Origin of the sequence: Komagataeibacter europaeus, from assembly GCF_002173515.1 — a bacterium.
In the GTDB taxonomy this organism is placed as follows: Bacteria; Pseudomonadota; Alphaproteobacteria; order Acetobacterales; family Acetobacteraceae; genus Komagataeibacter; species Komagataeibacter europaeus.
Window position 1 is genome coordinate 2,944,121 of the sequence record NZ_CP021467.1, and the last position, 26,155, is coordinate 2,970,275.

Sequence of the window (26,155 nt, forward strand, 5' to 3'; positions counted from 1 at the left end):
CAGCATTTATCGCAACCCGGACGGCCATCTGCGGCACGTCCGGCCTGCGGTTTTCCGGTCGGGCGCAGGCAACCGGGATCAGATCAGGGCAGGACCAGTACGCCGGTATGCTTGGCCTTGCGTTCGGGTTCGACGTGAATGTTGATCAGCGCATCGCCCAGACCCGCGCGCAGGCCGTTCTCGATCCGGTCGCAGATATGATGGGCGTCCTCTACGCTCATGGTGCCGGGCACCACAAGGTGAAATTCGATGAATGTCATGGCGCCCACGATACGCGCGCGGATGTCGTGGGCTTCCATCGCGCCGGTGGCAGTGTGGGAAATGATGGAGCGGATTTCCGCTAGCGTCCCGGAATCGGGCGCTTCGTCCATAAGCCCCGCGATGGAGGTGCGCATCATGTCCCAGCCCGTGCGCAGCACGTTGAGCGAGATCAGCGCGGCCAGCAGCGGGTCCAGCCACAGCCACCCCGTCAGCGGGATCAGGATGAAGCCGCCAATCAGCACGGCAGACGTCCAGACATCGGACAGCACATGATGCCCGCTGGCCACAAGGGCGGGGGAATGGTGCGCCCGCCCCATGCGCATGAGGAACAGCCCCCACCCCAGGTTGAGCAGCCCCGCCCCGCCATTGAGCGAAATGCCCAGCAGCGAATCCTCGGGCGGGTGCATGTGCATGAAACCGATCCATGCCTCATGCGCGATGGTAATGGCGGTAATGACTACCAGCACCCCTTCCGCCACGGCGGACAGGTACTCGGCCTTGTAATGGCCATAGGTATGGTTGTGGTCGGGCGGCAGGCTGGCCACCCGCAGCGCCCACAGCCCCGCCACGGCGGAAACCACGTTGATGATCGTCTCGATTGCATCGGAATACAGCGCGATGCTGCCCGTCACCCGCCATGCGGCGTATTTCATGCCCAGCGCGATGATGCTGACCACCACGCTGCACCAGGCCGCGCGTATCTTGGTGTTGGTATTGGAAAACATGTCGGGCAGGGAACTCGTTGGACCTAGACGGTGCGGGCGTCGGCAAGGACGCAGTGATCCGCGTCGTTCAGCGTTTCGATCTGGAACGTGGGATGGACGATGCCAAAGCGCTCACGCAGTTCATGCGCCGCGCGGTTCAGCAGCCCGTCGGCAGGATGGCCGTTTTCACAGGCGCTGCGTACCAGATGGACCGTCAGCGCGGTTTCGGTGGTGCTGATCGGCCAGATATGCAGGTCATGCAGGTCGCATACGCCGGGCAGGGTGCGCAGGAAGGCATCCACCTGCGCCGCGTTGATGCCACGCGGCACGCGGTCCAGCGCCATGTCCAGCGAATCCCGCAAAAGCGACCATGTCGCCATGATAATGGACAGCGACACGACAAGGCAGATGATGGGGTCGATTCGCAGCCATCCCGTCATCAGGATCAGCCCGCCACCAGCCACCACCGCCAGCGACATCAGCGCATCCGACGCCATGTGCAGGAACGCGCCATGCAGGTTCAGGTCCGTCTTGCCGCCGCTGGCGAACAGCATGGCCGTTGCTCCGTTGACCGCAATGCCGATGCCCGCGACCACCATCACCGCGACACCGGCCACCGGGTGCGGGTGGATTAGGCGCAGCACGGCTTCCCACATGATGCCCCCGGTCACGACCAGCAGGGCCACCGCATTGCCCAAGGCGGCCAGGATGGATGACCGGCGCAGCCCGTACGTGAAATCGCGGCTGGGTGAACGGCGCGACAGGATTTCCGCCAGCCACGCAGCGCCCAGGGCGAGCACGTCCGACAGGTTGTGCCCCGCATCCGCCAGTAGCGACAGCGCATGGCTGCGCACGCCCCACGCCGCTTCCCCGATGACATAGACAAGGTTGAGCGCGATGCCGATGGCAAATGCCCGACCATAGGATGCAGGCGTGTGGACATGGTGGTGGCCAAACAGCCCGCCATGGTCGTGCCCGCAGTCGTGACCTGCATGGTCATGTCCGTCATGGTCGTCGTGACCATGGCCCGCATGGCCATCGGGGTTGTGGGCGTTGTGGGCGTCATGGCCATGATCGTGGTTGTGCCCATGGCCGTCATGATCGCCATGGTTATGCTGGCACTCACCCATGGGGCAGCATCCATTCAGCAGTGGGATTGAAAGCGTGCCGCCTTCCTAGCAGAAGGTTGCGGCACGTCACCAGCACTTAGCGCATTTTGTGCATGGGGCCGCCGTGATATGGCATCGCGACGGCCCCACTGCCATGGAAACGCGACCCGATGATCCGACTGACCGAACTGCGCCTGCCCATCGACCATGACGACGCTGCCCTGACGCAGGCCGTGGCCGACCGGCTGGGTGTGCCTGTCATGGACATCAGTGACGTGACCATATTCCGTCGCGGGCATGACGCCCGCCGCAGGCACCGTATCATGCTGGTCTATACGGTGGACTGCGCCGTGCGGGATGAAGCCGCTGTCCTCGCTGCGCATGACGGCGCGCGTGATATCATGCCTGCCCCCGATACGTCCTATCGTTTCGTGGTGGATGATGGTCCGGCCATGGCGCGGATGGCCGGATTCGTGCGGCCGGTGGTGATCGGGGCGGGGCCATGCGGGCTGATGGCGGCCCTGGTGCTGGCGCAGATGGGGCTGCGTCCGCTGGTGCTCGAACGCGGCAAGGTGGTGCGTGAGCGCACGGTCGATACTTTCGCCCTGTGGCGCAAATCCATCCTGAACCCCGAAAGCAACGTGCAGTTTGGCGAAGGGGGGCGGGAACGTTCTCGGACGGCAAGCTGTACAGCCAGGTCAGCGACCCCCGGCATTACGGGCGCAAGGTGCTGGCGGAATTTGTGCGTGCGGGCGCGCCGGAGGAAATCCTCTATCTTTCCCGTCCCCATATCGGCACCTTCCGCCTTGTCTCGATGGTGGAGCGTATCCGCGCCGAGATCGAGGCACTTGGTGGCGAATACCGTTTTGGCGCGCATGTGACCGATTTCGTAACGCAGGACGATGGCGCCGGTGGCCAGCGTATCGCTGCCCTGCGCCTGGCGGACGGGGATGAAATCGCGGCAGGCCATGTCGTGCTGGCCATTGGCCACAGCGCGCGCGACACCTTTGCATCCCTGCATGCGGCGGGCGTGGACATGGTGGCCAAGCCGTTTTCAATCGGCGTGCGGATCGAACACCCGCAATCCATCATCAACACCGCCCGTTATGGCCAGCCCGACACCGTGCCGTTGCTGGGGGCGGCCGATTACAGGCTGGTGCACCATGCGGCCAACGGGCGCGGGGTCTATTCGTTCTGCATGTGTCCCGGTGGCACGGTGGTCGCGGCCACGTCGGAAGTGGGGCAGGTGGTGACCAATGGCATGAGCCAGTATTCCCGCGCCGAACGCAACGCCAATGCGGGCATCGTGGTTGGCGTGACGCCAGAACGCGATTATCCCGGCGGCCCGCTGGCCGGTATCGCGTTCCAGCGTGAGTGGGAGCGCAAGGCGTTCGAAGCCGGTGGCGGCGCCTATTTCGCCCCGGCCCAGACGGTGGGGGATTTCCTTGACGGCAGGCCCTCGACCGCGTTGGGCGATGTCGTGCCGTCCTACAGGCCCGGTGTCACGCCGACCGACCTCGCGCTCTGCCTGCCGGAATTCGCGGTGACCGCCATGCGCGAGGCGCTGCCCGCGTTCGAACGCAAGATACCGGGCTTTTCCATGCGTGACGCCATCATGACCGGGGTGGAGACGCGCACGTCATCCCCCCTGCGCATCCCGCGCGGGGTGGACGGGCAGGGCGTGAACATGCGTGGCCTGTTCCCGGCGGGCGAAGGGGCGGGTTATGCCGGTGGCATCCTGTCGGCGGGGATTGACGGCATCCGCATTGCCGAGGCCGTGGCCCTTTCGCTGGCCGGTCGCCCGGTTGATGGGACCATGCAGCGCGGCATGATGCACGCGACCGACGCGCAGTGAACCAAAACGGATAAAAGTTTTTGGTGAAGCTTTTTTCAAAAAGCTTCAGGGAACGCCGCCTTTTTGAAAAAAGGCGGCACCCAAAAACCTTTATTTTTAAGTAATTTACAGGAACGAGACCGGATCAATATCCACATCGATCCGCGCCCCGCGCTCAGGCTTTACGCGCGACAGCCATTCACGCACGATCGGCTGCACCGCGATATTGCGCGCCGCGCGCGCAGCAGCAAGCGGAAGCGGTGCCGCCCACGCAGGATGGCCAGTGGCGCGGGGGCGGGCCCCAGCACCTGCACGCCGTCCATCCGGGGCGCGTTCTGGCCCAGCGCGCGCGCGGTCAGGTCCGCCGCATCGGGTGCTTCCGCACTGACGATCAGGGCGGCCAGACGCCCATAAGGGGGCCAGAAGCCGGGACGGCGCTGTTCGGCTTCCTGTTCCATGAAGCTTGCGAAATCGCCCGATACCAGCGCCTGCATGACCGGGTGGTCGGGCACGTAGCTTTGCAGCAGCACGCGGCCCGGTGCCTCGGCACGGCCCGCGCGGCCCGCGACCTGGTGCAATAGCTGCACCGTGCGCTCGGACGCGCGCAGGTCGCCACCCCCCAGGCCCAGATCGGCATCCACGATTCCCACCAGCGTCAGGTGCGGGAAATGCCAGCCCTTGGCCACGATCTGCGTGCCGATCACCAGGTCGATCTCGCGCCGGGCGATGCGCTCCACGGCGGCGGCGGTGGCGGCGGGGCCATTCAGCGTATCGCTGGCCATGACCAGTATCCGCGCATCGGGAAAGGTGGCGCGGGCTTCTTCCGTTATCCGCTCCACGCCGGGGCCGATGGGGGTCAGGCTGTCGGCATCGGCGCATTTGGGGCAGGTCTGGGGAATGGGTTCGTCATACCCGCAATGGTGACAGGTCAGGATATGGCGCGCGCGGTGTTCCACCAGCCATGCGGTGCAGTTGGGGCACTGCATGCGGTGGCCGCAGGTGCGGCACAGCGTCAGCGGCGCATAGCCGCGGCGGTTGAGGAACAGCATCGCCTGTTCCCCGCGCCCGATCGCACCATTGATCGCGCCGGTCAGCACGGGCGACAGGAACAGCCCGCGTTCGGGCGGGTCCGCGCGCATGTCCAGCGTTTCCACATCCGGCATGCTGGCGTTGCCGTGGCGTGCCCCCAGCTTCAGGTGCCGGTACCGGCCCGCGCCGACATTGGCCAGGCTTTCAAGGCTGGGTGTGGCCGAGACCAGCACCACGGGGGCCCGGCTCATGCGTGCGCGTACCACCGCCATGTCGCGGGCGTGGTAGGTCACGCCGTCTTCCTGCTTGAAGGCGGTTTCGTGTTCCTCATCGACAATGATCAGGCCAAGCTGGTCGAATGGCAGGAACAGCGCCGATCGCGCCCCGACCACGACCCGCGCCGTGCCATCGGCCACCGCCCGCCATGTCACCCGGCGCAGGCGGGAACCAAGGTCGGAATGCCACAGGGCGGGTTCCGCGCCGAAGCGGCGGGCAAACCGTCCGGTCCACTGGGCCGACAGCGCGATTTCGGGCAGCAGCACCAGCGCCTGCCGCCCCGCTGCGATACAGGCGGCTATGGCCTCCATGTAAATCTCGGTCTTGCCTGACCCGGTTACCCCTTCCAGCAGGGTGATGGAAAATCCGTTCTCCGCCACGCGGGCGCGCAGTTCGGTGGCGACGGTCGCCTGATCACCCTCCAGCACCGGGGGGCAATGCGCGGGATCGGGATTATTGAACGGTGGCGGCGGGGCGATTTCAACCGCCTGCAACGCACCGGCCTGCGCCAGCCCGCGTATCACGGCGGCACCCACGCCCGCGCGGCGGGCCAGTTCCGTCGTGGTCAGGGGGGAGCCTTCGGCGGCAATATCCAGCACCTTGTGCCGTGCTGGCGTCAGGCGCAGATCCGTGGGAAGTGCCGGGACCACGGCCCACCCGGTTGCGGGACGCGGCAGCGGGGCCAGCGCGTTGGCCCGCAACGCCATGGCCAGCACCATGCCCGGCGGGGAAAGGGTATAGGCCGCCACCCAGTCCACGAACTGCCGCAACTGCGCGGGCAGGGGCGGCAGGTCAAGCCGCGCGGCAACGGGTTTCAGGCGTGCGGTCGCCACTTCTTTTTGAGGCGGCGGGGTGAATTCGGGTGGCAGGCGCGATGTCGCGTCCCAGACCACCCCCGTTTCGGTGCGGCGGCCCAGTGGCACGCTTACGATATCACCGGGCTGCACACCGGCCAGGCGGGGCGGCAGCAGATAGTCCAGCGGCCCGGCAAAGGGCAGGGTCAGCATGACCCGCACCCGTCCATCGGCAGGGGCGGGCAGCAGGTCCGGTTGTGAAGCATTGCGATGCGGCATGTGTTTTTCTACCGTCAGGCATCGCCCGTGTCTTGTCCATCATTTGCGTAGGGCGCACACATCGTCGGAAGGGACTGTCTGGAAAGCCTGCTTGTGAAATGGCCGGGAAAAACCGGGAAGGTTTTTGGTGCAGCATTTTCCGGAAAGGCATCGCCGGGAAACTTTTGTTATTTTTTATCAATGCGTTATTTTCAGGTAATGTCCAAGATTACATGGCAACGGGATGAAAGGGCGCAGGACATGATGGCAACCGAAGCACGTGACGCGTTCCTGCAATGGATGGAAACCGAACGCCGTGCCGCGGACCTGACGCTTGTGGCCTATCGGGGGGACCTGGACCGGTTCCTTGCATTCCTGACCACGCATCTGGGCGCGGAGCCGGATCTGGGGGCGCTGGCGGGCCTGTCCCTGACCGACCTGCGCGCATGGCTGGCCGATGAACATGCCGCAGCCCTGGGTGGTCGCCGCCCCACCACGCAGGACCGCGCCGCGCGGACACGCGCGCGCCGGGTTTCGGCGCTGCGGTCCTTTTACCGTTATCTGGCGCGCTATCATGGTGTCGACAATCCGGCGCCGGGCCTGCTGGCCACGCCGCGCACGCGTCGCCCGCTGCCCCGCCCGCTGCCGCAGGCACAGGCGCTGGAGGTACCCGAAGGGGTATCCGATATCGCCCATACCCCGATGGCGCAGGTGCGCGACGGGGCATTGTTCATGCTGCTGTACGGCTGTGGCCTGCGTATTTCCGAAGCCCTGACGCTGGATGTGCGCGATCTGGATCAGGCTGGCACGCTTGGCGATGGCACGAAGGGGGATGGTGTGCTGCGCATCCGGGGCAAGGGCGGGAAGGAACGCATGGTGCCGGTGCTGCCGCAGGTCATGCAGGCGCTATTGCGCTGGCGGGGCGTGCATCCGCTGCCGCAGCCCGATGCGCCATTGTTCGTCGGCGTGCGTGGGGGACGCCTGCAGGCGGGCATCGCCCAGCGCGCCATGCGGACATGGCGGCACATGGCGGGCCTGCCCGAACATGCAACCCCGCATGCCCTGCGGCATTCGTTTGCCACCCACCTTATGGAAGGGGGCGCCGACCTGCGCGTGATACAGGATCTGCTGGGCCATGCCAGCCTGTCCACCACGCAGCGTTATACGCTGGCGGACGAAGCCAGGCTTATGGATGTCTGGACACGGGCGCATCCCCATGCCACCGATACCCCGCCCGATACTGCACGATGAACAGGATTGCCCATGTCCCAGCGGTTTCCCTATCCCCCGATCGCCCCTTACGACCACGGCTGGCTTGATACGGGCGAGGGACACCGCATTTACTGGGAACTGTGCGGCAATCCCGATGGTATTCCTGTGGTGTTCCTGCATGGCGGTCCCGGTGGCGGCTGTTCGGCCTTCCAGCGCCAGATGTTCGACCCCGACCGCTACCGCATCCTGCTGTTTGACCAGCGTGGCTGCGGGCGATCGACCCCGCATGCCGCCCTTGCCAACAACACGACATGGCATCTTGTGGCGGATATCGAGCGGCTGCGCGTCATGACGGGGGCGCAAAAATGGATGGTGTTTGGCGGGTCGTGGGGGTCAACGCTGGCGCTGGCCTATGCACAGGCGCATCCCGACCACGTCAGCGCGCTGGTGCTGCGTGGCATCTTCACCCTGCGTCGGGCGGAACTGCTGTGGTATTATCAGGATGGTGCGTCATGGCTGTTTCCCGACCTGTGGGAGCAGTTTGTCGCCCCCATTGCGCCCGATGAACGCGGCGACCTGATGGCGGCCTATCACCGGCGGCTGACCGGCCCGGACCCGGAGGTGCAGATGAAAGCCGCCGTTGCGTGGAGTGTGTGGGAAGGACGCACCATTACCCTGCTGCCCGCGTCCGACACCATCATCCAGCATGCCGACCCACGTTACGCGCTGGCGTTTTCGCGTATCGAGAACCATTATTTCATCAATGCCGGATGGCTGGATGAAGGACAGCTGATCCGTGATGTCGGCCGTATCCGGGATATCCCCGCCATTATCGTGCAGGGGCGCTATGACGTCACCACGCCCATGCGCACCGCGTGGGATCTGCACCGCGCATGGCCCGAGGCGGATTTCCGGATCATAGATACCGCGGCCCATGCCATGACCGAGCCGGGTATCCTGTCCGCCCTGCTGGATGCAACCGACACCATGGCCGGGCGACTGGCGTAGTGGCGGGAATGCGTGCATGGCTTGCGGCATGGGGACTTGCCGCCGTCATGGGGGTTGCCAGCCTGCCGGCCACATCGGCTGTGGCGGCACAGGATACGGTGCCGCGCCTGTGCAACCATGAACGCGTGGCGCAGGTGCCGCTGCGTGATGACGGGGGGTACCTGTCCATTGTCGTCAGCATTGCGGGCCATGACCTTAGCGCGCTGGTGGATACGGGATCGGATGGTGGCCTGCTGACACCTGACATGGTTGGCTATCTGCGGCTGCGGCTTGATCCCGACCATGAAACCGTCATTCATGGTACGGGCGGGATGGCGCAGGCGACGCCGAACGCCCTGGTGCCGGATCTGCGGGTGGGCGGCGTCGATTTCGGCGCGCGTTCGGTGCCGGTGGGCGAACTGCCGGGCCAGCCGATGATCCATCCCCCCGTGGCCGGACTGCTGGGGGGCGATATCCTGTCGCGATTCGATCTGGATATGAACGTGTCCGCCGGCATGCTGACATTGTGGAACATCCAGCATCGATCCATGGCCTGCGCGCCGCCACCGGCATGGGACGGGCCGTATGAAACCGTGCCGCTGCACAGGCAGGACAACCGTTTCCTGCTGGAAGTGAAGCTGGATGGCAGGCCGGTCACAGCCCTGCTGGACAGTGGCGCGCGTTCACGCATCGTCTCGCCAGAGGTCGCACGCCGCGCCGGTGTCAGCCAGTCACAGCTTGACCGCGATCCCGGCGGCGTGACCGCCAGCGTGGACGGGCACAAGGACATCTATCACTGGCACCGCTTCGACAGCCTGCAGGTTGGCCATGAGCTGGAGCGCAATGTCACGCTGACCGTGGCGCCGCTACGCGAACATCTGGAAATGTTGCTGGGATCGGACTGGTTCGCCACCCATCAGGTGTGGATATCCTATGCCACCAACCAGATATTCATCCGGCCCACGCCACGGCAGGCCAGCAGATAAAGGACTGACTGGAAGACAGAAATTCCCGGGCGCTGCCTCTGTTTCTAGAAGGCGGTGCTACCCGGAAACTTTCGTGGATGATTGCAAGATGTCTCAAAGGCGGACTTTTCAGGCGATCTCCCACGGATCAGGCCCGGCGTGGTCTGCCGGGCCTGGGATAATCGTCGGGCTGACTCAGCCCTTCAGCTTGGCGTTGCACACGCTGTAGTATCCGCCGCCCTTCTGGATCCAGCGCAGGCCGCCATTGGCGTTGGCGGCCTTGTTGGCGTTGTACTGGTCAAGGCAGGTGTGCATGCGCGCCTTGCCTGCGGCTTCCTTGCTGTATTTCGCGGAAACGGCATCGGGCAGCGTCGCGCTGGTGGAGACGGGGGCTGCCGCCGGGGCCGTCGCCTTGGGGGCAGGGGCGGCGGCAGGGCTGGCCGCAGGGGCTGCTGTTTCAGCGGCCTTGGTATCCGCGGTGGCGGCATCGCCGCACTGGGCGGTCTTGAAATCCTTGTAGCTCTGCCCGTTCAGCGTGCCTGCGGTGCGGGCGGTAGCGAATTTCTGGTGACACGACTTGGAGGTTTCGCGCGCATGTGCGGCGCCGGTGGACAGGGCAAGGGCAAGTACGGACGCGGTTGCGACCTTGAAACGGAATGATGTGGCCATTGAGTGGGTCGGTCCTGAAATGACGGTTGTAAAAGACACGCGGTTTACAGCGCGCTGTCGCCGGTTTCGCGCGTGCGGATGCGGATGACGCTGTCGAGGGGGGAAATGAAGATCTTGCCGTCACCGATCTTGCCGGTATGGGCGGCTTCCAGGATCGTTTCCACCGCCTGTTCAACCAGGTCGTCGGTCACGGCGACCTCGATCTTGATCTTGGGCAGGAAGCTGACGTGATATTCCGCCCCGCGATAGATTTCGGTCTGGCCTTTCTGCCGGCCAAAGCCCTTGACTTCCGATACGGTCAGCCCCTGTATCCCCAACGGGGTCAGGGCCTCACGCACATCGTCGAGCTTGAAAGGCTTGATGATGGCTGTGACAAGCTTCATCTCACCGCGTCTCCATTTCTGCTGTCCGGCCGGGCTGACCGTGTGTGAAAGATAAAGTAACGTTCCGTCTATACCCTGATCGGATGATGCATGTCATCCGCCTTCGCGCACCAGATGTGTTAAGCGCGCTTGTGTCTTTACCGTGGAGCGGCGTAAATCCGGCAGGCTTGCCGTCCCTGCCCGCACGGGCCAGAACAGGAAACGAAATGACCGCGAACATGCCATCCCACACCGCGCCCGGGCCCCTTGAGGTCGATGTCTGCATCGTGGGGGCTGGACCGGTGGGCGCGACACTTGCCTGCCGTCTGGCTGCTGATGGCCTGAAGGTCGCGATCATTGATCGCGCGGCCCTGCCGCCGATGGAACATCCCGCCTTCGATGGCCGCGCCTATGCCATTGCCGCAGGTTCACGCCGCCTGCTGGAAGAAGCGGGCGTATGGCAGCGCCTGCCCATGGAATCGTGCGACATTCGCGAAATCCGCGTGACCGATGGCCGGCCGGGACAGCCGCCGTCGCCCCTGTTCCTGGAATTCGGGCGCGGCGATGCCGACCAGCCCTTTGGCGCGATGATCGAGGCGCGCGCCCTGCGCGTGGCGCTGAACGCAAGCCTGCACGCAACGCCCGGCCTGCATGTTTTCGCCCCTGACGAAGGGGTCGTGACCCGTAGTCCCGATGGTGCGGTCATCCGCACCGCCAGCGGGCGGGTTATCCATGCGCGTCTGGTCGTCGCGGCCGAGGGGCGGCGCAGCCCGCTGCGCGAACAGGCCCGCATCGCGGTTACGCGCCTGCCCTACAACCAGTGCGGCATCGTCTGCGCCGTGGCCCATGAACGCCCGCATGAAGGCCGCGCGCTGGAACATTTCCTGCCTGCCGGTCCGTTCGCGCAGCTGCCCATGGCGGGCACGGCTGAACACCCCAACCTGTCCGCCCTTGTCTGGACCGAAAGCGAGAAGGTCGCCCACCGCCTGGCGGACCTGCCGCATGATGCCTTCGCGCACGAAATCCGCCGCCGCATGGGGGATGACTGGCTGGGTGCGGTCAACCCGGTGGGGCGGCGGTGGGTCTATCCGCTTTCGGCGCAGTACGCGCAGCGTTATGTTGATACGCGCCTCGCCCTGGTGGGGGACGCGGCGCATGGCATCCACCCCATCGCGGGGCAGGGCCTGAACCTCGGTTTCCGTGATGTCATCGCCATGGCGGACATCCTGGGGGGCGTGCATGCCCGTGGCGGGGACGTGGGGGCTGCGGATGTACTGCGCAGGTACCAGGCCCGCTGCCGTCCCGCCAACATGCTCATGCTGGTGGCGACCGATGCGCTGGAACGCCTGTTTGGCAACGACAACCCGGTCCTGCGCCTTGCGCGCGACGTGGGGCTTGCGACCGTCAACCGCATCACCCCGCTGCGCCGCGGCTTTGCCCGTCACGCCATGGGCCTGTAAAACGGGGATCGCGACGAATAACTGGGCCCAAGGGCCGGAACGGATGGCTTATGTCTGAAAAGCAGCCTGCTGGCATTCCCATGGATACACGCACGCGTCCCGTCATGCCGCCCACGCTGGGGCATGTGGACCCTGTCGCGCTGTGGCAGGAAATCGTGAATGGCGCGTGCGGGTGTAATGACCCGCTGGTCAAGGGGCTGCTGGCCACCGGCATCCGCAACCATGCGTCCTTCCGCTGTGCCCTGGCTGCCCTGATCGGCCGCAAGCTGGGGGACCGTTCGGTTGCGGATGACGCGCTGGCCGAACTGGTCAGCGAGGTATTCGACGCCGACCCCGATATCGTCAGCGCGGCGGCGGCCGACCTTGTCGCCATTCGTGAACGTGACCCGGCCACGGCCAATTACGTGACCCCCTTCCTGTTCTTCAAGGGTTATCACGCGGTGCAGAGCTACCGCGTGGCGCACTGGCTGTGGCACAACAACCGCAGCTACCTCGCCCTGCACCTGCAAAGCCGGTGTTCCGAACTGTTTGCCGTTGATATCCATCCTGCGGCAACGCTGGGACGGCGTATCCTGCTGGACCACGGCACGGGTATCGTCATAGGCGAGACATCGGTGCTGGAGGATGACGTGTCCCTGCTGCAGGGCGTGACCCTTGGGGGGACAGGCAAGAACGTGGGCGACCGCCACCCCAAGGTACGCCGGGGCGTGCTGATCGGGGCAGGGGCCAAGATCCTGGGCAATATCGAGATTGGCGAGGGGGCCAAGGTCGGCGCTGGCTCCATCGTGCTGGAATCCGTGCCCCCCTACACCACCGTGGTGGGCAACCCCGCCCGTATCGTGGGCACGCGGCATTCCAGCCTGCCCGCCTTCACCATGGACCAGATGCTGCCGCCGATCGATTATATCATCTGATGACCGAATTCGTTTTCAGGCCGCACGTCGCGGTCATTGGCGGTGGGCCCGCGGGCCTTGCCGCAGCCGAAATCCTGTCCGCGCACGGGTGCGGCGTCAGCGTGGTGGAACAGATGCCCACCATGGGGCGCAAGCTGCTCATCGCCGGGCGGGGGGGGCTCAACCTGACCCATTCCGAACCGGCCGAAGCCTTTGCCGCCCGCTATGGCGCCGCGCGCCCGATGATGGAACGCGCCCTGCGGGCCTTTGCCCCGCGCGACATGGTGCAGTGGGCCGAAGGGCTGGGCCAACCCTGTTTTACCGGCAGTAGCGGACGTGTCTTTCCCCGCGCCATGAAGGCGTCGCCGCTGTTGCGGGCGTGGCTGGCGCGGCTTGCCGCCGCTGGCGTGCGACTGCTGACGCGCCACCGCTGGGATGGCTGGGACGCGGATGGCAGGCTGCTTGTATCAGGTCCCGGTGGCCCGGCATCGTGGCGGGTCAACGCCACGGTGCTGGCGCTGGGCGGGGCAAGCTGGGCGCGGCTGGGGGCGGATGGCGCATGGCGGGCGCGCCTGCTGGGGCTGGGTGTTGATGTATCGCCCTTTGCCCCCGCCAATTGTGGCTTCGTAACCGGGTGGCGTGCGCCGTTCACCACGCGTTTTGCGGGCACGCCGCTGCGGGGGATAGCACTGACGCTGGATGGGGGGGACACGGTGCGTGGGGAGGCCGTGGTGACCGGCGCGGGAATTGAAGGCGGCGCGGTCTATGCCCTGTCGGCTGCGATTCGCGACCGGATTGCCCGTGATGGCCATGCGCTGGTTCATGTCGACCTGCGGCCCGCGCTGGACGTGACGGAAATCGCCACCCGGATCGCCCGCGTGCGTTCGCGCGAAAGCCTGTCCAACACCCTGCGCAAGGCACTGCGGCTTTCGCCCGTGGCCATCGCCCTGCTGCGTGAGGGCGATGGGGGACCACCGCCGCGCGATCCTGCGGCCCTGGCCCGTCTGGTCAAGGCCGTGCCGGTGGTGCTGCGTGCGCCCGCGGCGCTGGACCGCGCCATTTCGGTGGCTGGTGGAATCGCGTGGCCCGCGCTGGACGAACATTTCATGCTGCGTGCGCTGCCCGGTGTTTTCGCCGCCGGTGAAATGCTGGACTGGGAGGCCCCGACCGGCGGTTATCTGCTGCAGGGCTGCATCGCGACCGGGCGCATGGCGGGACAGGGCGCATGGGAATGGTTGCGTGACTCGCAGCGCGGGCGGTATCCGTCAGCGCCATGAGTGTTGCGATCACGATTGGTGAACGGCGCGGGGCCATGGCGACGGATGCCCCCGTGACGATGGACCTGGCGGAACTGCTGTCCACCCGCCTGCTGGTGCAGGGCAATTCCGGGTCGGGCAAGTCGCACCTGCTGCGCCGCCTGCTGGAACAGTCCGCGCGCATGGTGCAGCAGGCGATCATCGACCCTGAGGGCGATTTTGTCAGCATAGCCGAACGCTACGGCCATCTGGTCATTGACGCCGCCGAACATACCGAAGCCGCATTGCAGGCGGCGGGGGAGCGGATGCGCATGCACCGGGCCTCTGTCGTGCTGAACCTTGAGGGCGTGGATGCGGAGGTGCAGATGCGCCGCGCCGCCGCCTTCCTTGGCGGCATGTTCGAGGTGCCGCGTGATTACTGGTACCCCGTATTGGTCGTGGTGGATGAAGCCCAGCTTTTTGCACCTGCGGCGGCGGGCGAGGTATCGGACGAAGCGCGCCGGGCCTCGCTTGGCGCCATGACCAACCTCATGTGCCGTGGGCGCAAGCGGGGGCTGGCCGGGGTGATCGCGACCCAGCGCCTGGCCAAGCTGGCGAAGAATGTCGCGGCCGAGGCCTCGAACTTTCTCATGGGCCGCACTTTCCTTGATATCGACATGATGAGGGCGGCCGACCTGCTGGGCATGGAACGGCGGCAGGCCGAAAGTTTCCGTGATCTTGAACGCGGGTATTTCGTGGCCCTCGGTCCCGCCATATCCCGCAGGCCACTGGCCGTGAAGATCGGCCCGGTGGAAACCGAGAGCCGTTCGGCCGGTCCCACGCTCATGCCGTTCGAGCCGGTGCCGGCGGGGGACGAGATCCGTGAACTGATCCTGACCCCCGTGCCCGAACGCGAGATCCCGGCCCGTCCCGCGCGCAGTTTCAGCCCGCCGCCCGATATCCTGTCCCAACTGGCGGCCCACGCCGAAACCGCGACGGTGGACGTGGCGGAGGAGGAGCCGGATGCCCCGCCTGTCGACGCGGCGGCCCAGCGGCTGCGCTTTATCGAGATACTGACCGATATCCTGCGCGACGAGGATGCGGGTTTTCGTCCCGTGCATGTGCTGTATCAGGATTTCCTTGTCCGCTGCCGGATCGAGGGCATGGGCCGTGATGCGCTGGACATGCCACGCTTCCGCCGCCTGCTGGCGGTCGCCAAGGCCGGTGTGGATGCCCGCACGGCGGAAAGCGGGCAGTGGCGGCAGGCCGAACAGATGGCAGGCGTGCTGCCTGATGACGTGCAGGGCATCTTCCTGCTGATCGCGCGCGCCGCCCTGCATGGCGAACCCTGTCCGTCCGACAGCCTGATTGCCCGCACCTATGGCACCCATTCCCTGGGACGTGCTCGGCGGCAACTGGCCTATCTGGAGGAGCAGAACATGATTGTCCTGCGCAATGACGGGCTGGGTCGGCGCAGTGCCGCCATTATCGGCCCCGGCTGGGAAACCGCGCCCGCCCTGCCGGATGGTGGTCAGTCGTAAAAAAGCGCCGCCAGAACGGCACCTGCCTGAAAAGGCAGCACCTGAAAACCTTTATTGTTGGCCGTGCCTGTCAGTAAAACTGGCATGGCCAGCGCCATTCCCCGCCGGGTGTGCGGAAAAAGACAAACGATTCCTGCATCAACCCGGACCGGATGGACTTTTTTTCCAAGCTGATCCGGAACACGAAATCCTTCAGTCCTTTGACCTGTACAGTTTTCACATCAACAGGGTCATGCAGGGGATAGTCGTGGTCATGATGCATTGATGGAAAAGTAATAGAATTTTCCGGGTATCAGTTTTTTTAAAAATTTCGGCAGCAATCTGTAACGCAGATGGAAATCGGGATCCGTCCGGGTATGAAAAAACCTGCCTTCTTGCGAAGGCAGGTTTTTTTCACCGGTCAATCCATCACGCTGTCATCAGCGCTTCCACCATCCCGTGCGACGGCGTGTGGCTGGTGCGGCGTCCACGTCGATCGGGGTCGGCGCGGCATCTGCCGTGGTGCCCGTGGTTTCAGCCTCCTCATCGGCCTTCTTGCGGCGGCGACGGGTTGCCGTCGTGGTCGTGGCCGTCTTGCGGGTTGTGGTCCGCTTTTTCGGGGTAGGCTTTTCAGCCTTTTCCGCTGCGGCGTCCGCTGTTTCGGCTACGGTTTGCGCAGCTTCCGCTTCCGGCGCGGGTTCAGCCTTCTTGCGGCGCGTGGTGCGGCGGCGCTTGGGGGCTTCTTCCGTGGCCGGGGCTTCGGCTTCGGTCGGGGTGGCAGGCGTTTCCACTGCCGGTTCCTCGACCTTGTCCGCAGCCTTTGCCGCCGTGCGGGTGGTGCGGCGACGCGTGGTGGCGGTCGTGCCCGTGCTGCGGCTGGCCGCACGCTTGCGCGCGGGCTTGGCGGGGGCGGCTTCCTCGGTTGCCTTTTCTTCCGCCGGTTCCGCCTCGGCTGCCTTGGCCGGGGTTTCCGCCTCTACGGCCTCATCAGCGGCCTTGCGGCGGGTGCTGGTGCGGCGCGTGGTGGTCGTGCTGGCACGACGGCGGCGTGGCTTGGGCGCTTCTTCCGCTGCCGGTTCCGCAGGTGCGGGAGCAGCTTCGGGTTCGGCTTCCACTTCCACGGCAGGCGGGGTGGCCTCGGCAACCGGGGCGGGGGTTGCCTCGGCTTCCTGTGCGACCGGCGTCGCCTCGTTTTCCACCGGGGTGGTACGACGGCGCGTACGGCGACGCGTGCGGCGTGGCTTGGTGGTTTCTTCCTCGGCAACCGGGGCCGGGGCGGCTTCTTCCACTTCGACCACCACCGGATCAGCTTCCACAACCACTTCGCTGGGTGCGGTCGTCTGCTCGATCACGTCAAAGATGTCGATGATCGCATCGCCATACGGATCAGCCGGGGTGGGGCCACGATAGGCTTCAGGAGCCGGGGCGGGCGCGGGAGGCGCGACCGGTGCGGGGGCTTCCTGTGCCGTATCCCCGGTTGCCTGCGTCTGGGCGGTCTGTGTGCCGGCGCCACGACGGCGGCGGCGACGGCGACGGCGACGATGGTCGGTGCCTGAGGCGATATCCTCGTCCTCATCCGTGGTCGTGACGGCTTCGGCCGGGGTTTCCGCCCCTGGCGGTTCGGCCTGGATCTGGATTTCACGCACATGGCTGGTTTCAGCCGCAGCCTGTTCGACCACCGGCGCATCGAAGCGGGCCGTCTGCTGGCGCACGCGCTCGATCTTGCATTCCTGCGGCTGCAGGGCGGCATCGGGGGCGAAGGTGACCTGCATCTTGTGCCGGGTTTCGATTTCCGACAGCCAGTTGCGCTTGTGGTTGAGGATATAGAAGGCGATTTCCGGCGCGACGCCTACGGCGATCTCCGCCGCCTTGCGCTGCATGCCCTCTTCCTCGATTGCGCGCAGTACGTGCAGCGCCGAGCTTTCGATCCCGCGCACGATGCCGGTGCCCTGACAGTGCGGGCAGGGCATGAAGGCGGATTCGGCAATGGAGGGACGCAGGCGCTGGCGCGACATTTCCAGCAGGCCGAAATGCGAGATCTGGCCCACCTGAATGCGCGCGCGGTCAGTGCGCAGCGCGTCCTTCAGCTTGCGCTCGACCATGCCGTTGTGCTTGCGGCTTTCCATGTCGATGAAGTCGATGACGATCAGCCCGGCAAGGTCACGCAGGCGCAGCTGGCGGGCGACTTCCTCGGCCGCTTCGAGGTTGGTGCGCAGCGCCGTTTCCTCGATATTGCGCTCACGCGTGGCGCGGCCCGAGTTCACGTCGATCGCGACCAGCGCCTCGGTCTGGTTGATGACCAGGTAGCCACCCGATTTCAGCTGCACGGACGGCGACAGCATGGAATCCAGAAGTCCCTCCACCTTGTAGTGGGAGAACAGGGTCTGTTCATGATCCTGCCACAGCCGCACCTTCTGCGCGTTCTGCGGCATGAGCATGCGCATGAACTCACGCGCGGACTTCCAGCCCGGCTCGCCATCGATCAGGATCTCGCTGACCTCACGCGTGTAGATGTCGCGGATGGCGCGCTTGATCAGGCTGGCTTCTTCATAGATCAGGGCGGGGGCCACCGATTCCAGCGTGTGCTGGCGGATGTCGTCCCACAGGCGCAGCAGGTATTCGCAGTCTCGCATGATTTCGGCGCGCGGGCGCTGGGCGCCGGCGGTGCGCACGATCATGGCCATGCCGCGCGGGATCTGCAGTTCGGTAATGATGTCACGCAGGCGGCGGCGGTCGGCCACCGAGGTGATCTTGCGCGAAACCCCCCCGCCACGCAGCGAGTTGGGCATGAGCACGCAATAGCGACCGGCCAGCGAGACATATGTGGTCAGCGCAGCGCCCTTGTTGCCGCGTTCTTCCTTGACCACCTGCACCAGCAGGATCTGGCGGCGGCGGATGACTTCCTGGATCTTGTAGTTGCGCAGGAAGCGCGCGATGCGGCGCTGGGCCTGCGCTTCGTCGCCGGTGTCGTTTTCGCCGCCCACGGTTTCGGGCTCGTCGTCCTCGCCGGGTTCCTCGCCTTCCTCGGCGGTGGCGGCGGGGGCGTCCTCTTCCTCGTCGTCACGCGCGCGGCGTTCTTCTTCCGCGCGGCGTTCCTCTTCCTGCAGCGCCAGCAGCTTTTCGCGGTCGGCTACGGGGATCTGGTAATAATCGGGGTGGATTTCACTGAAGGCCAGGAACCCGTGGCGGTTGCCGCCATAATCCACGAACGCAGCCTGCAGGCTGGGTTCCACGCGGATAACCTTGGCCAGATAGATGTTGCCCTTGAGCTGCTTCTTGGATGCAGCTTCAACATCGTAATCTTCCAGGTGGTTACCATCCATCACGACCACGCGGGTTTCTTCCGCGTGGGTCGTGTCGATCAGCATGCGTTTGCTCATAAATAGGCGCACTCCGGTATGTCACGTTCCGGCATCCGGGCTGCGCGCGCGATCCGTGGCGGCAGGGGGAGGCGGGGGGAACGGACAGAAACATGAAAAAACAGGCGACCGGACCCGGACGGAACACCACCGCGCGGCGCGCGGGCGGACAGGCCATGCCTGCCGCGTTGATGCGGCGCATTCGTGCCGCCCGCGGTGGGGCATGGTGTCATCGCATGTGCGGCAGAAACCCGCGTGGTGTTCAATCCATCCTCGGTCATGACTGGGGGAGGGCGCGGCCCGGCCTGATTGCCGGGGCGGGACCTTCCGTATCGACTGGTATGCCATCCGGTTTCCTGTCGATGGGGAACACCGGCGCGGCAGCGTCAGGTCGTGCGTGGCATGTGCCCCCACGCCGTGGCGTGGCCGGTATGTAAGACCGGTAAGCGTATGCCGCGCATGCATGATGCATGCCGGATGGAGAAAGTCATGCCTGCTGGCATCGGGCCGTTTCGGACATGCCCGCAAGGCAGCCGGACTTGGCGTGGTCCATCACGGCTGGGCAGCATGGCGCAATGAAACCATTCCTGCAAGGGGGCCTTGCGTTTATCCCGCTGACGACCGGCCCGTACGATGATAAGGAAAGCGGACAGACCCGTAACTGTTTTGACCGGAACAAGATGCATGCCCAAAGGCCGGCCGGATGGAAATGATGCCCTGCAGCCCACGCCACGACACGATGGCACGGGCGGGCGTGTGCCCGACCTGGCGCGGCGCCTGCTGGTGGGGGGGCTGGCGGGGCTTGCGCCCACGACGGCACTGGCGCGGGTGGCGGCGCATGTCCCGGCCCATGCCGTAACCACCCATCATGCCGCCAGCCGCGCGCCCCATGCGCCGCTGCATGCCCCGGCCATTGTCGGCCGCGCGGCACCGCCAAAGCCGCTGGTCATGCTGGACCCCGGCCATGGCGGCAAGGATCCTGGCGCGATCGGCATTTCCGGTACGTATGAAAAGCATGTGGCGGAAGCGGCGGCCAGCGAACTGCAGCGCCAGCTTGAAGCCAGCGGGCGTTACCGTGTCGCGATGACCCGCGCCGATGACCGCTTCATCCCGCTGGAAGGCCGGGTGGACATCGCCCATAGCCACAAGGCGTCGCTGTTCATATCCATGCATGCCGATGCCCTGACCAACCGCGCCGTGCGCGGGGCCAGTGTCTATACCCTGTCGTCAAAGGCGTCGGACCGGCAGACGGCCATGCTGGCCCGGACGGAAAACAGCGCCGACCGTTATGGTGGCCCGCAGGTGCATGCGGATTCGCCCGAAGTGCAGGAAATCCTCGCCAGCCTCGTGACCGAGGAAACGCGCCACGGGGCGGCCCACATGGCCAGCAGCATCGTCACCGCTTTCCGCCCGCGCATCGGGCTGCTGCAGCACCCGTCGCGCCATGCCTCGTTCGTGGTGCTGAAATCGGCCGATATCCCCTCCGTCCTGGTGGAGATGGGATTCATGTCCAACCACATGGATGAAGCAGCCCTGCGCCAGGCCGCCCACCGCATGGTGGTGGCGGGCGCGATGGTGCAGGCGATCGACCGCTATTTCGCAACCGACAGCATGGTGACCCATGCCACGGGCTGACGCGGCGCGCGAGGGGGCATGACGGTCCCGCCTCCCGTCCGCGTGATGGGGAAAGCGCGTGCTTTTACGGTTGCAATCGGGGGTCGGGCCTGTATTGTGCCCGCCATGGTAACGATAGCGCACATTGCTGGGGCTGGAACGGGCGCATACGCGCACCTGTCCGCGCGCGCATGTGCCGGTGCCGGGCTTCTTCGTCTTCGACTTATCCGCCCCTGAGCGATCAGGGCCGGCCGCGTGCCGGTGCGCCCAGGGGATTGATCAGGCCGGCCCACGCCGGTTTGCGAACACGCACGACAGTGGCACGCGACAACCGTGCCACCGCCCGTCACACAACAGGACCAAGTCCGAGGTTATTACCATGAGCATCGACCATCCTTCCTTTGGCCGTATCGACCCCAACCGTGTCATCATTTTCGACACCACCCTGCGTGATGGGGAGCAGTCGCCCGGTTTTTCCATGAACCTCGCGGAAAAGCTGCGCATGGCCGAAGCGCTGGAGGAACTGGGCGTGGACGTGATGGAGGCGGGCTTTCCCGTGGCGTCCAGGGGGGATTTCGACAGCGTCTACCAGATCGCGCAGAAGGTGAAGGACACCGTCGTATGCGCACTGGCGCGCAGCGGTGGCAAGAATGACATCGCCAGCGCGGGCGAGGCAATCCGGCCGGCAAGGCGCGGGCGCATCCACAACTTCATCTCCACCTCGCCGCTGCACATGAAATACAAGCTGCGCATGGAGCCCGAAACGGTTCTGGAAGTGATCGAGGCAGGCAACCGCGCCGCCCGCCAGTTCACCGATGACGTGGAATGGTCGGCGGAAGACGGCTCGCGCACCGATCCCGACTTCCTGTGCCGCTGTGTGGAAACCGCCATCCGCGCGGGTGCCACCACCATCAACATCCCCGATACCGTCGGCTATTCCACGCCGGAAGACATGGCCCGCATCTTTGCCGACCTGCGCGCCCGCGTGCCCGGCGCCGATGGGGTGATCTTCTCCACCCACAACCACAACGATCTGGGGCTGGGTGTCGCCAACACGGTTGCGGCGCTGAAGGCAGGCGCGCGGCAGGTGGAATGCACCATCAACGGCATTGGCGAACGCGCGGGCAATGCGGCGCTGGAGGAAATCATCATGGTGCTGCGCACGCGCCATGACGTGCTGCCGTTCACCACCGGCATCCATACCGAACGCCTGCTGCGCACCTCGCGCATGCTGGCCACCATCACCGGCTTTGACGTGCAGCCCAACAAGGCCATCGTGGGGCGCAACGCGTTCGCGCATGAAAGCGGCATCCATCAGGACGGTATCCTGAAAAACGCCGCGACCTATGAGATCATGACGCCCGAAAGCGTGGGCTGGACCCGTTCCTCGCTGGTGCTGGGCAAGCATTCGGGCCGCGCGGCCTTCCGCGACAAGCTGAAGGCGATGGGCTACGACAATCTGGAAGAAGCGCAGTTCAACGAGGCATTTTCACGCTTCAAGGATCTGGCCGACCGCAAGAAAGTCATCTACGACGAGGATCTGGTGGCGCTGGTCGATGACGAAGTGCGCGACCATGCCCGCATCCGCTTCGTATCACTGGACGTGACCGCCGGTTCCCGTCGCCCGGCCGCCGCCGATCTGGTGCTGGATGTCGACGGGAAGCGCGAGGAAGGTCGTGCCGAGGGGCAGGGGCCGGTTGACGCCGCGTTCAACGCCATCCGCGCCATTGTCGCCCATGACGCAACCCTGCAGCTGTATTCCGTCGGCGCCGTGACCGAAGGCAGCGATGCGCAGGCCCGTACTTCGGTCCGTCTGGAAGAAGGCGGCAAGCTGGTTGATGGCCAGGGTGCGGATGCCGACACGCTGGTGTCCGCCGTGCGGGCCTATGTCCATGCGCTGAACAAGCTGCTGGTCAAGCGTGACCGTGCCGAACCTGCGGCGCTGGATGCCTGATCCCCGGCGGTTCGGGCAACCCTGCCGCCACTGATGAAACACCCCGCCACGGGATGGCCCGTGGCGGGGTGTCTGCTGTCCGGGGGCGGGGTGTCGGGTCAGTACCCGCCATAGCCTTCCGGATAGGCGCCTTCCTGCGGGTAGGCGCCCTGCTGTGGGTAACCTTCCTGCCCGTATCCGCCGGACTGGCCGTAATAGCCATCCTGCTGGTTATAATACCCGCCCTGCTGTCCATATCCGCCCTGAGGGGAATAGCCCTGCTGGGGATAGCTGGGCTGGGCATAGCCATAGCCTGCCTGCGGCTGCGCGGGGTAGGCGGCGCGCTGGCCGGCAGCTGGCGGGCAGGACTGCGGCGAATAGCCTGGCGGCAGCACGCGCCCGTCGGGGCATATGGTGGAGGGCGCTTCGCCACGCGGACGGCGCGGCGGTGTCGTCGCGGCCCCGATCGCGGCCCCGCCCGCACCGCCGGCCAGCGCGCCAATGGCAGCACCTCGTCCGCCGCCCGCCAGGCCGCCAATCAGCGCCCCGCCACCAGCACCCAGCAGCCCGCCGCCGATGGCGCGCTGGCCTGGGTCACGGGTGTCCTCGCACGCACCAAGACCAAGGCACAGCCCGGCGGCAAGCAGTGTTGCCGGGCGGACGGTCATGCGGGGAAATATAGTTTTCATGTATGTCTTTTTCCGGTAATGCGGACATGGATGGCACGATGACATCCCAGCCGCCTGTCACTGTAAAATGGTATGGCGTAGATGGTTTGGCCATGACCAAAGCGGGGCATTTTGTAACAATCATCAAAAGTGTGAAGATTTTAACAAATTAAAATTGTCTGGCCCCTTGCCCCTCCCTGTCTGCGCCGGTAATCCCTCAACCTGATCCAGACGGTTTTCGACAGTACGCGGGCATGCCATCAGGGCATGTCTTGCTGGTCGGGATGATAGGACAGTCCTGTCTGGTTGTTGATGTCGGGAGTTCTGGATGTTTGCTCGTGTACTGGGTCTGCTTTCCGCTGACATGGCGATCGACCTCGGCACGGCGAATACGCTGGTTTACGTCAAGGGACGTGGTATCGTCCTGAATGAACCGTCGGTCGTCGCGCTGGCAGAGGTACGGGGCAAGAAGCAGGTTCTTGCGGTCGGTGAGGAAGCCAAGCAGATGGTTGGCCGTACCCCCGGCAACATCACGGCCATCCGGCCCCTGCGTGATGGCGTGATCGCGGATTTTGAAGTTGCGGAAGAAATGATCAAGCATTTCATCCGCAAGGTGCATAATCGCCGCATGTTCGCCAGTCCGCTGATTATCGTGTGCGTGCCCTCCGGCTCGACTGCGGTGGAACGCCGCGCCATTCAGGAAAGTGCGGAAAGCGCGGGCGCGCGCAAGGTCTTCCTGATCGAGGAACCCATGGCCGCCGCCATCGGCGCGGGCCTGCCGGTGACCGAGCCTTCGGGCAGCATGATCGTCGATATCGGCGGCGGCACGACGGAAGTGGCCGTGATCTCGCTTGGCGGTATCGTTTACGCCCGGTCCGTGCGGGTGGGTGGCGACAAGATGGATGAGGCGATCATTTCCTACATCCGCCGCAACCATAACCTGCTGATTGGTGAAAGCTCGGCCGAGCAGATCAAGATCCACCTCGGCTCCGCCATGCCGCCGGATGATCCGGATGACCCCGGGCCATGGCGGGAGGTCAAGGGCCGCGATCTGATCAATGGCGTCCCGCGCGAAGTCGTGGTATCGCAGGCGCAGATCGCCGACAGCCTGGCCGAACCGGTCAGCCAGATCCTTGATGCGGTGACGACCGCGCTGGAAAATACGCCCCCCGAACTGGCGGCGGATATCGTGGACAAGGGCATTGTCCTGACGGGTGGCGGGGCGCTGCTCTATCGTCTGGATGAAGTGCTGCGGCGTGAGACCGGCCTGCCGGTTACGGTAGGGGAGGATGCGCTGTCCTGCGTGGCGATGGGCACCGGCCGCGCACTTGAGGAAATGAAGCGCCTGCGCAATGTACTGACAAGTATGTACTGACGAACGGGACAGGTGCGCTGCCTGCTGCGTAGGGAGGGCAGCGTGCGGATGGGGGAGACGCAGGACGATGCAGGTCCGGCGACCAGGCAGTATTGGACGACCCGGCAGGCGTGACGCAACCGTTGCGCGTGGAAGGCTGGGCTGATGCCTGTTTCCATCCAGTTCCGTCAGGCGCTTGGCAAGCTGGTCCTGCCTGCGCTGATCCTTGTGGCCTGCGGTGTGATCCTGCTGGGCAAGGCGGATCGCCCGCTGATTGAAAAGCTGCGCATGCAGACTGCCGACCTGCTGGCCCCCGCCTATGGGCTGGTGGCGTGGCCGCAGGCCAAGCTGCGCTGGCTGTCGGGCAACCTGCAGGACATCCGCAATCTCGAAGCCGAGAATATCCGCCTGCGCGCCGAAAACGTGTCGCTGCGCCACTGGTATGACGTGGCGGCGGCGCTGGCGGATGAAAACGCCGCGCTGAAATCGAACCTGCACTGGATTCCCGATAACGCGCCCGCCTTTGTCACCGGGCGTGTGGTGCGTGACACCAGCGGGCTGTACGCCCGCGCCGTGCTGCTGGCGATCAATCCCGACACGGCGGTCCGCAAGGGGGGCATCGCGCTGGATGGATCGGGGCTGGTGGGCCGGGTGACCGAGGTGGGCAAGCGTTCGGTCCGCGTGCTGCTGATCACCGATTCGTCCAGCCGCCTGCCGGTCACGCTGGAATCCAGCCATGCGGCGGCCATCATGGCGGGGGACAACACCGCCCTGCCGCGCATCATCTTCTATCCGCAGGATAACGTCCCGATCGAGGGGGAACGTGTCGTGACCAATGGGGAAATCGAAAGCCTGCCGGCGGGCCTGCCCGTGGGGCATGTGCATTACCTGCGGCCGGGGCAGCCGGTGGTGGTGCCGGCGGCAGCGCTGGACCATATCGATATCCTGCGCATATTCGATTACGAGGACAGCGTGTCCCCGCCCGATGCCCCGGGGCGCGTACCACTGCCCAACGTCGGGCGGACCATGTCCCTGCCATCACAGTTCCAGTCCCATCCCGATCAGGGGCTGCATGGATGAAAACCTTCACGCCGCCCCCCATCCGGCCCGGCATTCACCCGCGTTCGGGACTGGGTTACCGCATTGACCATGGCATGCGCAGCAGCGTGCCGTGCCTGTTCGTGTTTTTCGTGGCGCTGGTGCTTTCCGCACCGCTTAACCTGCCGGGGCAGGTGGAACTGATGCCCGCCGTCATCATGGCCACCATTTTCCTGTGGTCGGTTTTCGTGCCGGTGTTCATGCCCTCGATTGCCGTGTTCATGCTGGGCATATGGGTGGATATCCTCAGTTTCGGGCCGGCGGGGGTCATGCTGCTGCTGATGCTGATCGTGCACGGGGTCGCACTGTCGGGACGCTATACGCTGGCGCGGGTTAATTTTTTTGTACTCTGGTTTGTGTTTGGCGTGGTGATGGTGGGCGTTACGGCGCTACAATGGGTGCTGTGTTCCGCACTGGCCTTGCATATTGTGGAGTTTCTACCCTTTGTTTTCGAGACAGTCCTGGCCTTCGGCAGTTTTCCTGTCCTGTATACGGGGTTTGTCTGGACCTACCGTTTTGTCGTCAACAACGCGGACCCTTCCTGAAGCGGATGCGATCGTG

19 protein-coding genes and 2 pseudogenes are annotated in these 26,155 nt (G+C 65.4%); 14 read left to right on the forward strand and 7 right to left on the reverse strand.

Features of this window, described 5'->3' with window-relative positions:
* Window positions 1–83: 83 nt before the first annotated feature.
* Window positions 84–986, reverse strand: a complete 903-nt coding sequence (locus S101446_RS13600) for a cation diffusion facilitator family transporter (protein WP_010507228.1) — start codon at window positions 984–986, stop codon at window positions 84–86.
* Between the two features lie 23 nt (window positions 987–1,009).
* The gene (locus tag S101446_RS13605) at window positions 1,010–2,095 is read right to left on the reverse strand and encodes a cation diffusion facilitator family transporter (protein ID WP_087608581.1); all 1,086 of its coding nucleotides are present in this window, start codon (window positions 2,093–2,095) and stop codon (window positions 1,010–1,012) included.
* Between the two features lie 149 nt (window positions 2,096–2,244).
* On the opposite strand from S101446_RS13605, the pseudogene S101446_RS13610 reads away from it, so the two are divergent.
* Window positions 2,245–3,929: pseudogene (locus S101446_RS13610) on the forward strand (NAD(P)/FAD-dependent oxidoreductase).
* A gap of 105 nt (window positions 3,930–4,034) precedes the next feature.
* Here the strand turns inward: S101446_RS13610 and S101446_RS13615 are convergent.
* A pseudogene (locus S101446_RS13615) lies at window positions 4,035–6,286 on the reverse strand (primosomal protein N').
* Between the two features lie 240 nt (window positions 6,287–6,526).
* Between S101446_RS13615 and S101446_RS13620 the strand changes: the two are divergent.
* Genes S101446_RS13620 through S101446_RS13630 form a run of 3 tightly spaced genes read left to right on the forward strand, consistent with a single transcriptional unit; the run spans window position 6,527 to window position 9,450 of the window.
* A complete protein-coding gene (locus tag S101446_RS13620) occupies window positions 6,527–7,516 on the forward strand; it encodes a tyrosine recombinase XerC (RefSeq protein WP_167376442.1) in 990 nt (329 codons plus the stop codon).
* Window positions 7,517–7,528: 12 nt separating this feature from the next.
* On the forward strand, window positions 7,529–8,485 hold the full coding sequence (pip, locus tag S101446_RS13625; protein WP_019091007.1) for a prolyl aminopeptidase: 957 nt from the start codon (window positions 7,529–7,531) through the stop codon (window positions 8,483–8,485).
* Window positions 8,486–8,493: 8 nt separating this feature from the next.
* Window positions 8,494–9,450 carry a retroviral-like aspartic protease family protein gene (locus S101446_RS13630; protein ID WP_087608583.1) on the forward strand — a complete coding sequence of 319 codons (957 nt, stop codon included), beginning with the start codon at window positions 8,494–8,496 and terminating at the stop codon, window positions 9,448–9,450.
* A 174-nt stretch (window positions 9,451–9,624) separates the two neighbouring features.
* Here the strand turns inward: S101446_RS13630 and S101446_RS13635 are convergent, their stop codons facing one another.
* Together S101446_RS13635 and S101446_RS13640 are read right to left on the reverse strand one after the other, a co-directional pair.
* A complete protein-coding gene (locus S101446_RS13635; protein WP_010507217.1) occupies window positions 9,625–10,098 on the reverse strand; it encodes a hypothetical protein in 474 nt (157 codons plus the stop codon).
* A 44-nt stretch (window positions 10,099–10,142) separates the two neighbouring features.
* Entirely contained in the window at window positions 10,143–10,481 is a 339-nt protein-coding gene (locus S101446_RS13640) for a P-II family nitrogen regulator (protein ID WP_010507216.1), read from the reverse strand.
* 206 nt (window positions 10,482–10,687) lie between these two features.
* On the opposite strand from S101446_RS13640, the gene S101446_RS13645 reads away from it, so the two are divergent.
* From S101446_RS13645 to S101446_RS13660, 4 genes are all read left to right on the forward strand, one after another.
* Window positions 10,688–11,920, forward strand: a complete 1,233-nt coding sequence (locus tag S101446_RS13645; protein WP_087608584.1) for a UbiH/UbiF/VisC/COQ6 family ubiquinone biosynthesis hydroxylase — start codon at window positions 10,688–10,690, stop codon at window positions 11,918–11,920.
* A gap of 104 nt (window positions 11,921–12,024) precedes the next feature.
* Complete coding sequence (cysE, locus tag S101446_RS13650; protein ID WP_231289803.1) at window positions 12,025–12,834, forward strand: serine O-acetyltransferase; 810 nt, start codon at window positions 12,025–12,027, stop codon at window positions 12,832–12,834.
* Entirely contained in the window at window positions 12,834–14,090 is a 1,257-nt protein-coding gene (locus tag S101446_RS13655) for a TIGR03862 family flavoprotein (protein WP_087608585.1), read from the forward strand. The genes cysE and S101446_RS13655 overlap by 1 nt, the downstream gene beginning before the upstream one ends.
* Window positions 14,087–15,589, forward strand: a complete 1,503-nt coding sequence (locus tag S101446_RS13660) for an ATP-binding protein (RefSeq protein WP_019085116.1) — start codon at window positions 14,087–14,089, stop codon at window positions 15,587–15,589. Before S101446_RS13655 ends, S101446_RS13660 begins: the two co-directional genes overlap by 4 nt.
* Before the next feature lie 419 nt (window positions 15,590–16,008).
* On the opposite strand, the gene S101446_RS13665 is transcribed toward S101446_RS13660, so the two are convergent.
* The gene (locus S101446_RS13665) at window positions 16,009–18,948 is read right to left on the reverse strand and encodes an Rne/Rng family ribonuclease (protein ID WP_087608586.1); all 2,940 of its coding nucleotides are present in this window, start codon (window positions 18,946–18,948) and stop codon (window positions 16,009–16,011) included.
* Between the two features lie 92 nt (window positions 18,949–19,040).
* Here S101446_RS13665 and S101446_RS18280 point away from each other — a divergent pair, with 92 nt between their 5' ends.
* From S101446_RS18280 to S101446_RS13685, 3 genes are all read left to right on the forward strand, one after another.
* On the forward strand, window positions 19,041–19,364 hold the full coding sequence (locus tag S101446_RS18280) for a hypothetical protein (protein WP_187293615.1): 324 nt from the start codon (window positions 19,041–19,043) through the stop codon (window positions 19,362–19,364).
* A 247-nt stretch (window positions 19,365–19,611) separates the two neighbouring features.
* Window positions 19,612–20,562, forward strand: coding sequence for an N-acetylmuramoyl-L-alanine amidase family protein (locus tag S101446_RS13680; protein ID WP_010507203.1), 951 nt, complete (start codon window positions 19,612–19,614; stop codon window positions 20,560–20,562).
* A 358-nt stretch (window positions 20,563–20,920) separates the two neighbouring features.
* Complete coding sequence (locus tag S101446_RS13685) at window positions 20,921–22,495, forward strand: 2-isopropylmalate synthase (protein WP_087608587.1); 1,575 nt, start codon at window positions 20,921–20,923, stop codon at window positions 22,493–22,495.
* 98 nt (window positions 22,496–22,593) lie between these two features.
* On the opposite strand, the gene S101446_RS13690 is transcribed toward S101446_RS13685, so the two are convergent.
* Window positions 22,594–23,163, reverse strand: coding sequence for a hypothetical protein (locus S101446_RS13690; protein WP_087608588.1), 570 nt, complete (start codon window positions 23,161–23,163; stop codon window positions 22,594–22,596).
* Window positions 23,164–23,470: 307 nt separating this feature from the next.
* Here S101446_RS13690 and S101446_RS13695 point away from each other — a divergent pair, with 307 nt between their 5' ends.
* The 3 genes from S101446_RS13695 to S101446_RS13705 all read left to right on the forward strand — a co-directional run bounded on the left by S101446_RS13695 (window position 23,471) and on the right by S101446_RS13705 (window position 26,139).
* Window positions 23,471–24,517, forward strand: a complete 1,047-nt coding sequence (locus tag S101446_RS13695) for a rod shape-determining protein (RefSeq protein WP_010515049.1) — start codon at window positions 23,471–23,473, stop codon at window positions 24,515–24,517.
* Window positions 24,518–24,661: 144 nt separating this feature from the next.
* A complete protein-coding gene (mreC, locus tag S101446_RS13700; RefSeq protein ID WP_019091016.1) occupies window positions 24,662–25,576 on the forward strand; it encodes a rod shape-determining protein MreC in 915 nt (304 codons plus the stop codon).
* Window positions 25,573–26,139, forward strand: coding sequence for a hypothetical protein (locus tag S101446_RS13705; protein WP_019085107.1), 567 nt, complete (start codon window positions 25,573–25,575; stop codon window positions 26,137–26,139). Before mreC ends, S101446_RS13705 begins: the two co-directional genes overlap by 4 nt.
* Window positions 26,140–26,155: the final 16 nt, after the last annotated feature.

Excerpts from the sequence above, each read along its gene's own strand:
- S101446_RS13600 (WP_010507228.1), bottom strand. The coding sequence starts at position 986 with ATGTTTTCCAATACCAACACCAAGATACGCGCGGCCTGGTGCAGCGTG.
- S101446_RS13605 (WP_087608581.1), bottom strand. The coding sequence starts at position 2,095 with ATGGGTGAGTGCCAGCATAACCATGGCGATCATGACGGCCATGGGCAC.
- S101446_RS13620 (WP_167376442.1), top strand. The coding sequence starts at position 6,527 with ATGATGGCAACCGAAGCACGTGACGCGTTCCTGCAATGGATGGAAACC.
- pip (WP_019091007.1), top strand. The coding sequence starts at position 7,529 with ATGTCCCAGCGGTTTCCCTATCCCCCGATCGCCCCTTACGACCACGGC.
- S101446_RS13630 (WP_087608583.1), top strand. The coding sequence starts at position 8,494 with ATGCGTGCATGGCTTGCGGCATGGGGACTTGCCGCCGTCATGGGGGTT.
- S101446_RS13635 (WP_010507217.1), bottom strand. The coding sequence starts at position 10,098 with ATGGCCACATCATTCCGTTTCAAGGTCGCAACCGCGTCCGTACTTGCC.
- S101446_RS13640 (WP_010507216.1), bottom strand. The coding sequence starts at position 10,481 with ATGAAGCTTGTCACAGCCATCATCAAGCCTTTCAAGCTCGACGATGTG.
- S101446_RS13645 (WP_087608584.1), top strand. The coding sequence starts at position 10,688 with ATGACCGCGAACATGCCATCCCACACCGCGCCCGGGCCCCTTGAGGTC.
- cysE (WP_231289803.1), top strand. The coding sequence starts at position 12,025 with ATGCCGCCCACGCTGGGGCATGTGGACCCTGTCGCGCTGTGGCAGGAA.
- S101446_RS13655 (WP_087608585.1), top strand. The coding sequence starts at position 12,834 with ATGACCGAATTCGTTTTCAGGCCGCACGTCGCGGTCATTGGCGGTGGG.
- S101446_RS13660 (WP_019085116.1), top strand. The coding sequence starts at position 14,087 with ATGAGTGTTGCGATCACGATTGGTGAACGGCGCGGGGCCATGGCGACG.
- S101446_RS13665 (WP_087608586.1), bottom strand. The coding sequence starts at position 18,948 with ATGAGCAAACGCATGCTGATCGACACGACCCACGCGGAAGAAACCCGC.
- S101446_RS18280 (WP_187293615.1), top strand. The coding sequence starts at position 19,041 with ATGAAAAAACAGGCGACCGGACCCGGACGGAACACCACCGCGCGGCGC.
- S101446_RS13680 (WP_010507203.1), top strand. The coding sequence starts at position 19,612 with ATGCCCAAAGGCCGGCCGGATGGAAATGATGCCCTGCAGCCCACGCCA.
- S101446_RS13685 (WP_087608587.1), top strand. The coding sequence starts at position 20,921 with ATGAGCATCGACCATCCTTCCTTTGGCCGTATCGACCCCAACCGTGTC.
- S101446_RS13690 (WP_087608588.1), bottom strand. The coding sequence starts at position 23,163 with ATGAAAACTATATTTCCCCGCATGACCGTCCGCCCGGCAACACTGCTT.
- S101446_RS13695 (WP_010515049.1), top strand. The coding sequence starts at position 23,471 with ATGTTTGCTCGTGTACTGGGTCTGCTTTCCGCTGACATGGCGATCGAC.
- mreC (WP_019091016.1), top strand. The coding sequence starts at position 24,662 with ATGCCTGTTTCCATCCAGTTCCGTCAGGCGCTTGGCAAGCTGGTCCTG.
- S101446_RS13705 (WP_019085107.1), top strand. The coding sequence starts at position 25,573 with ATGAAAACCTTCACGCCGCCCCCCATCCGGCCCGGCATTCACCCGCGT.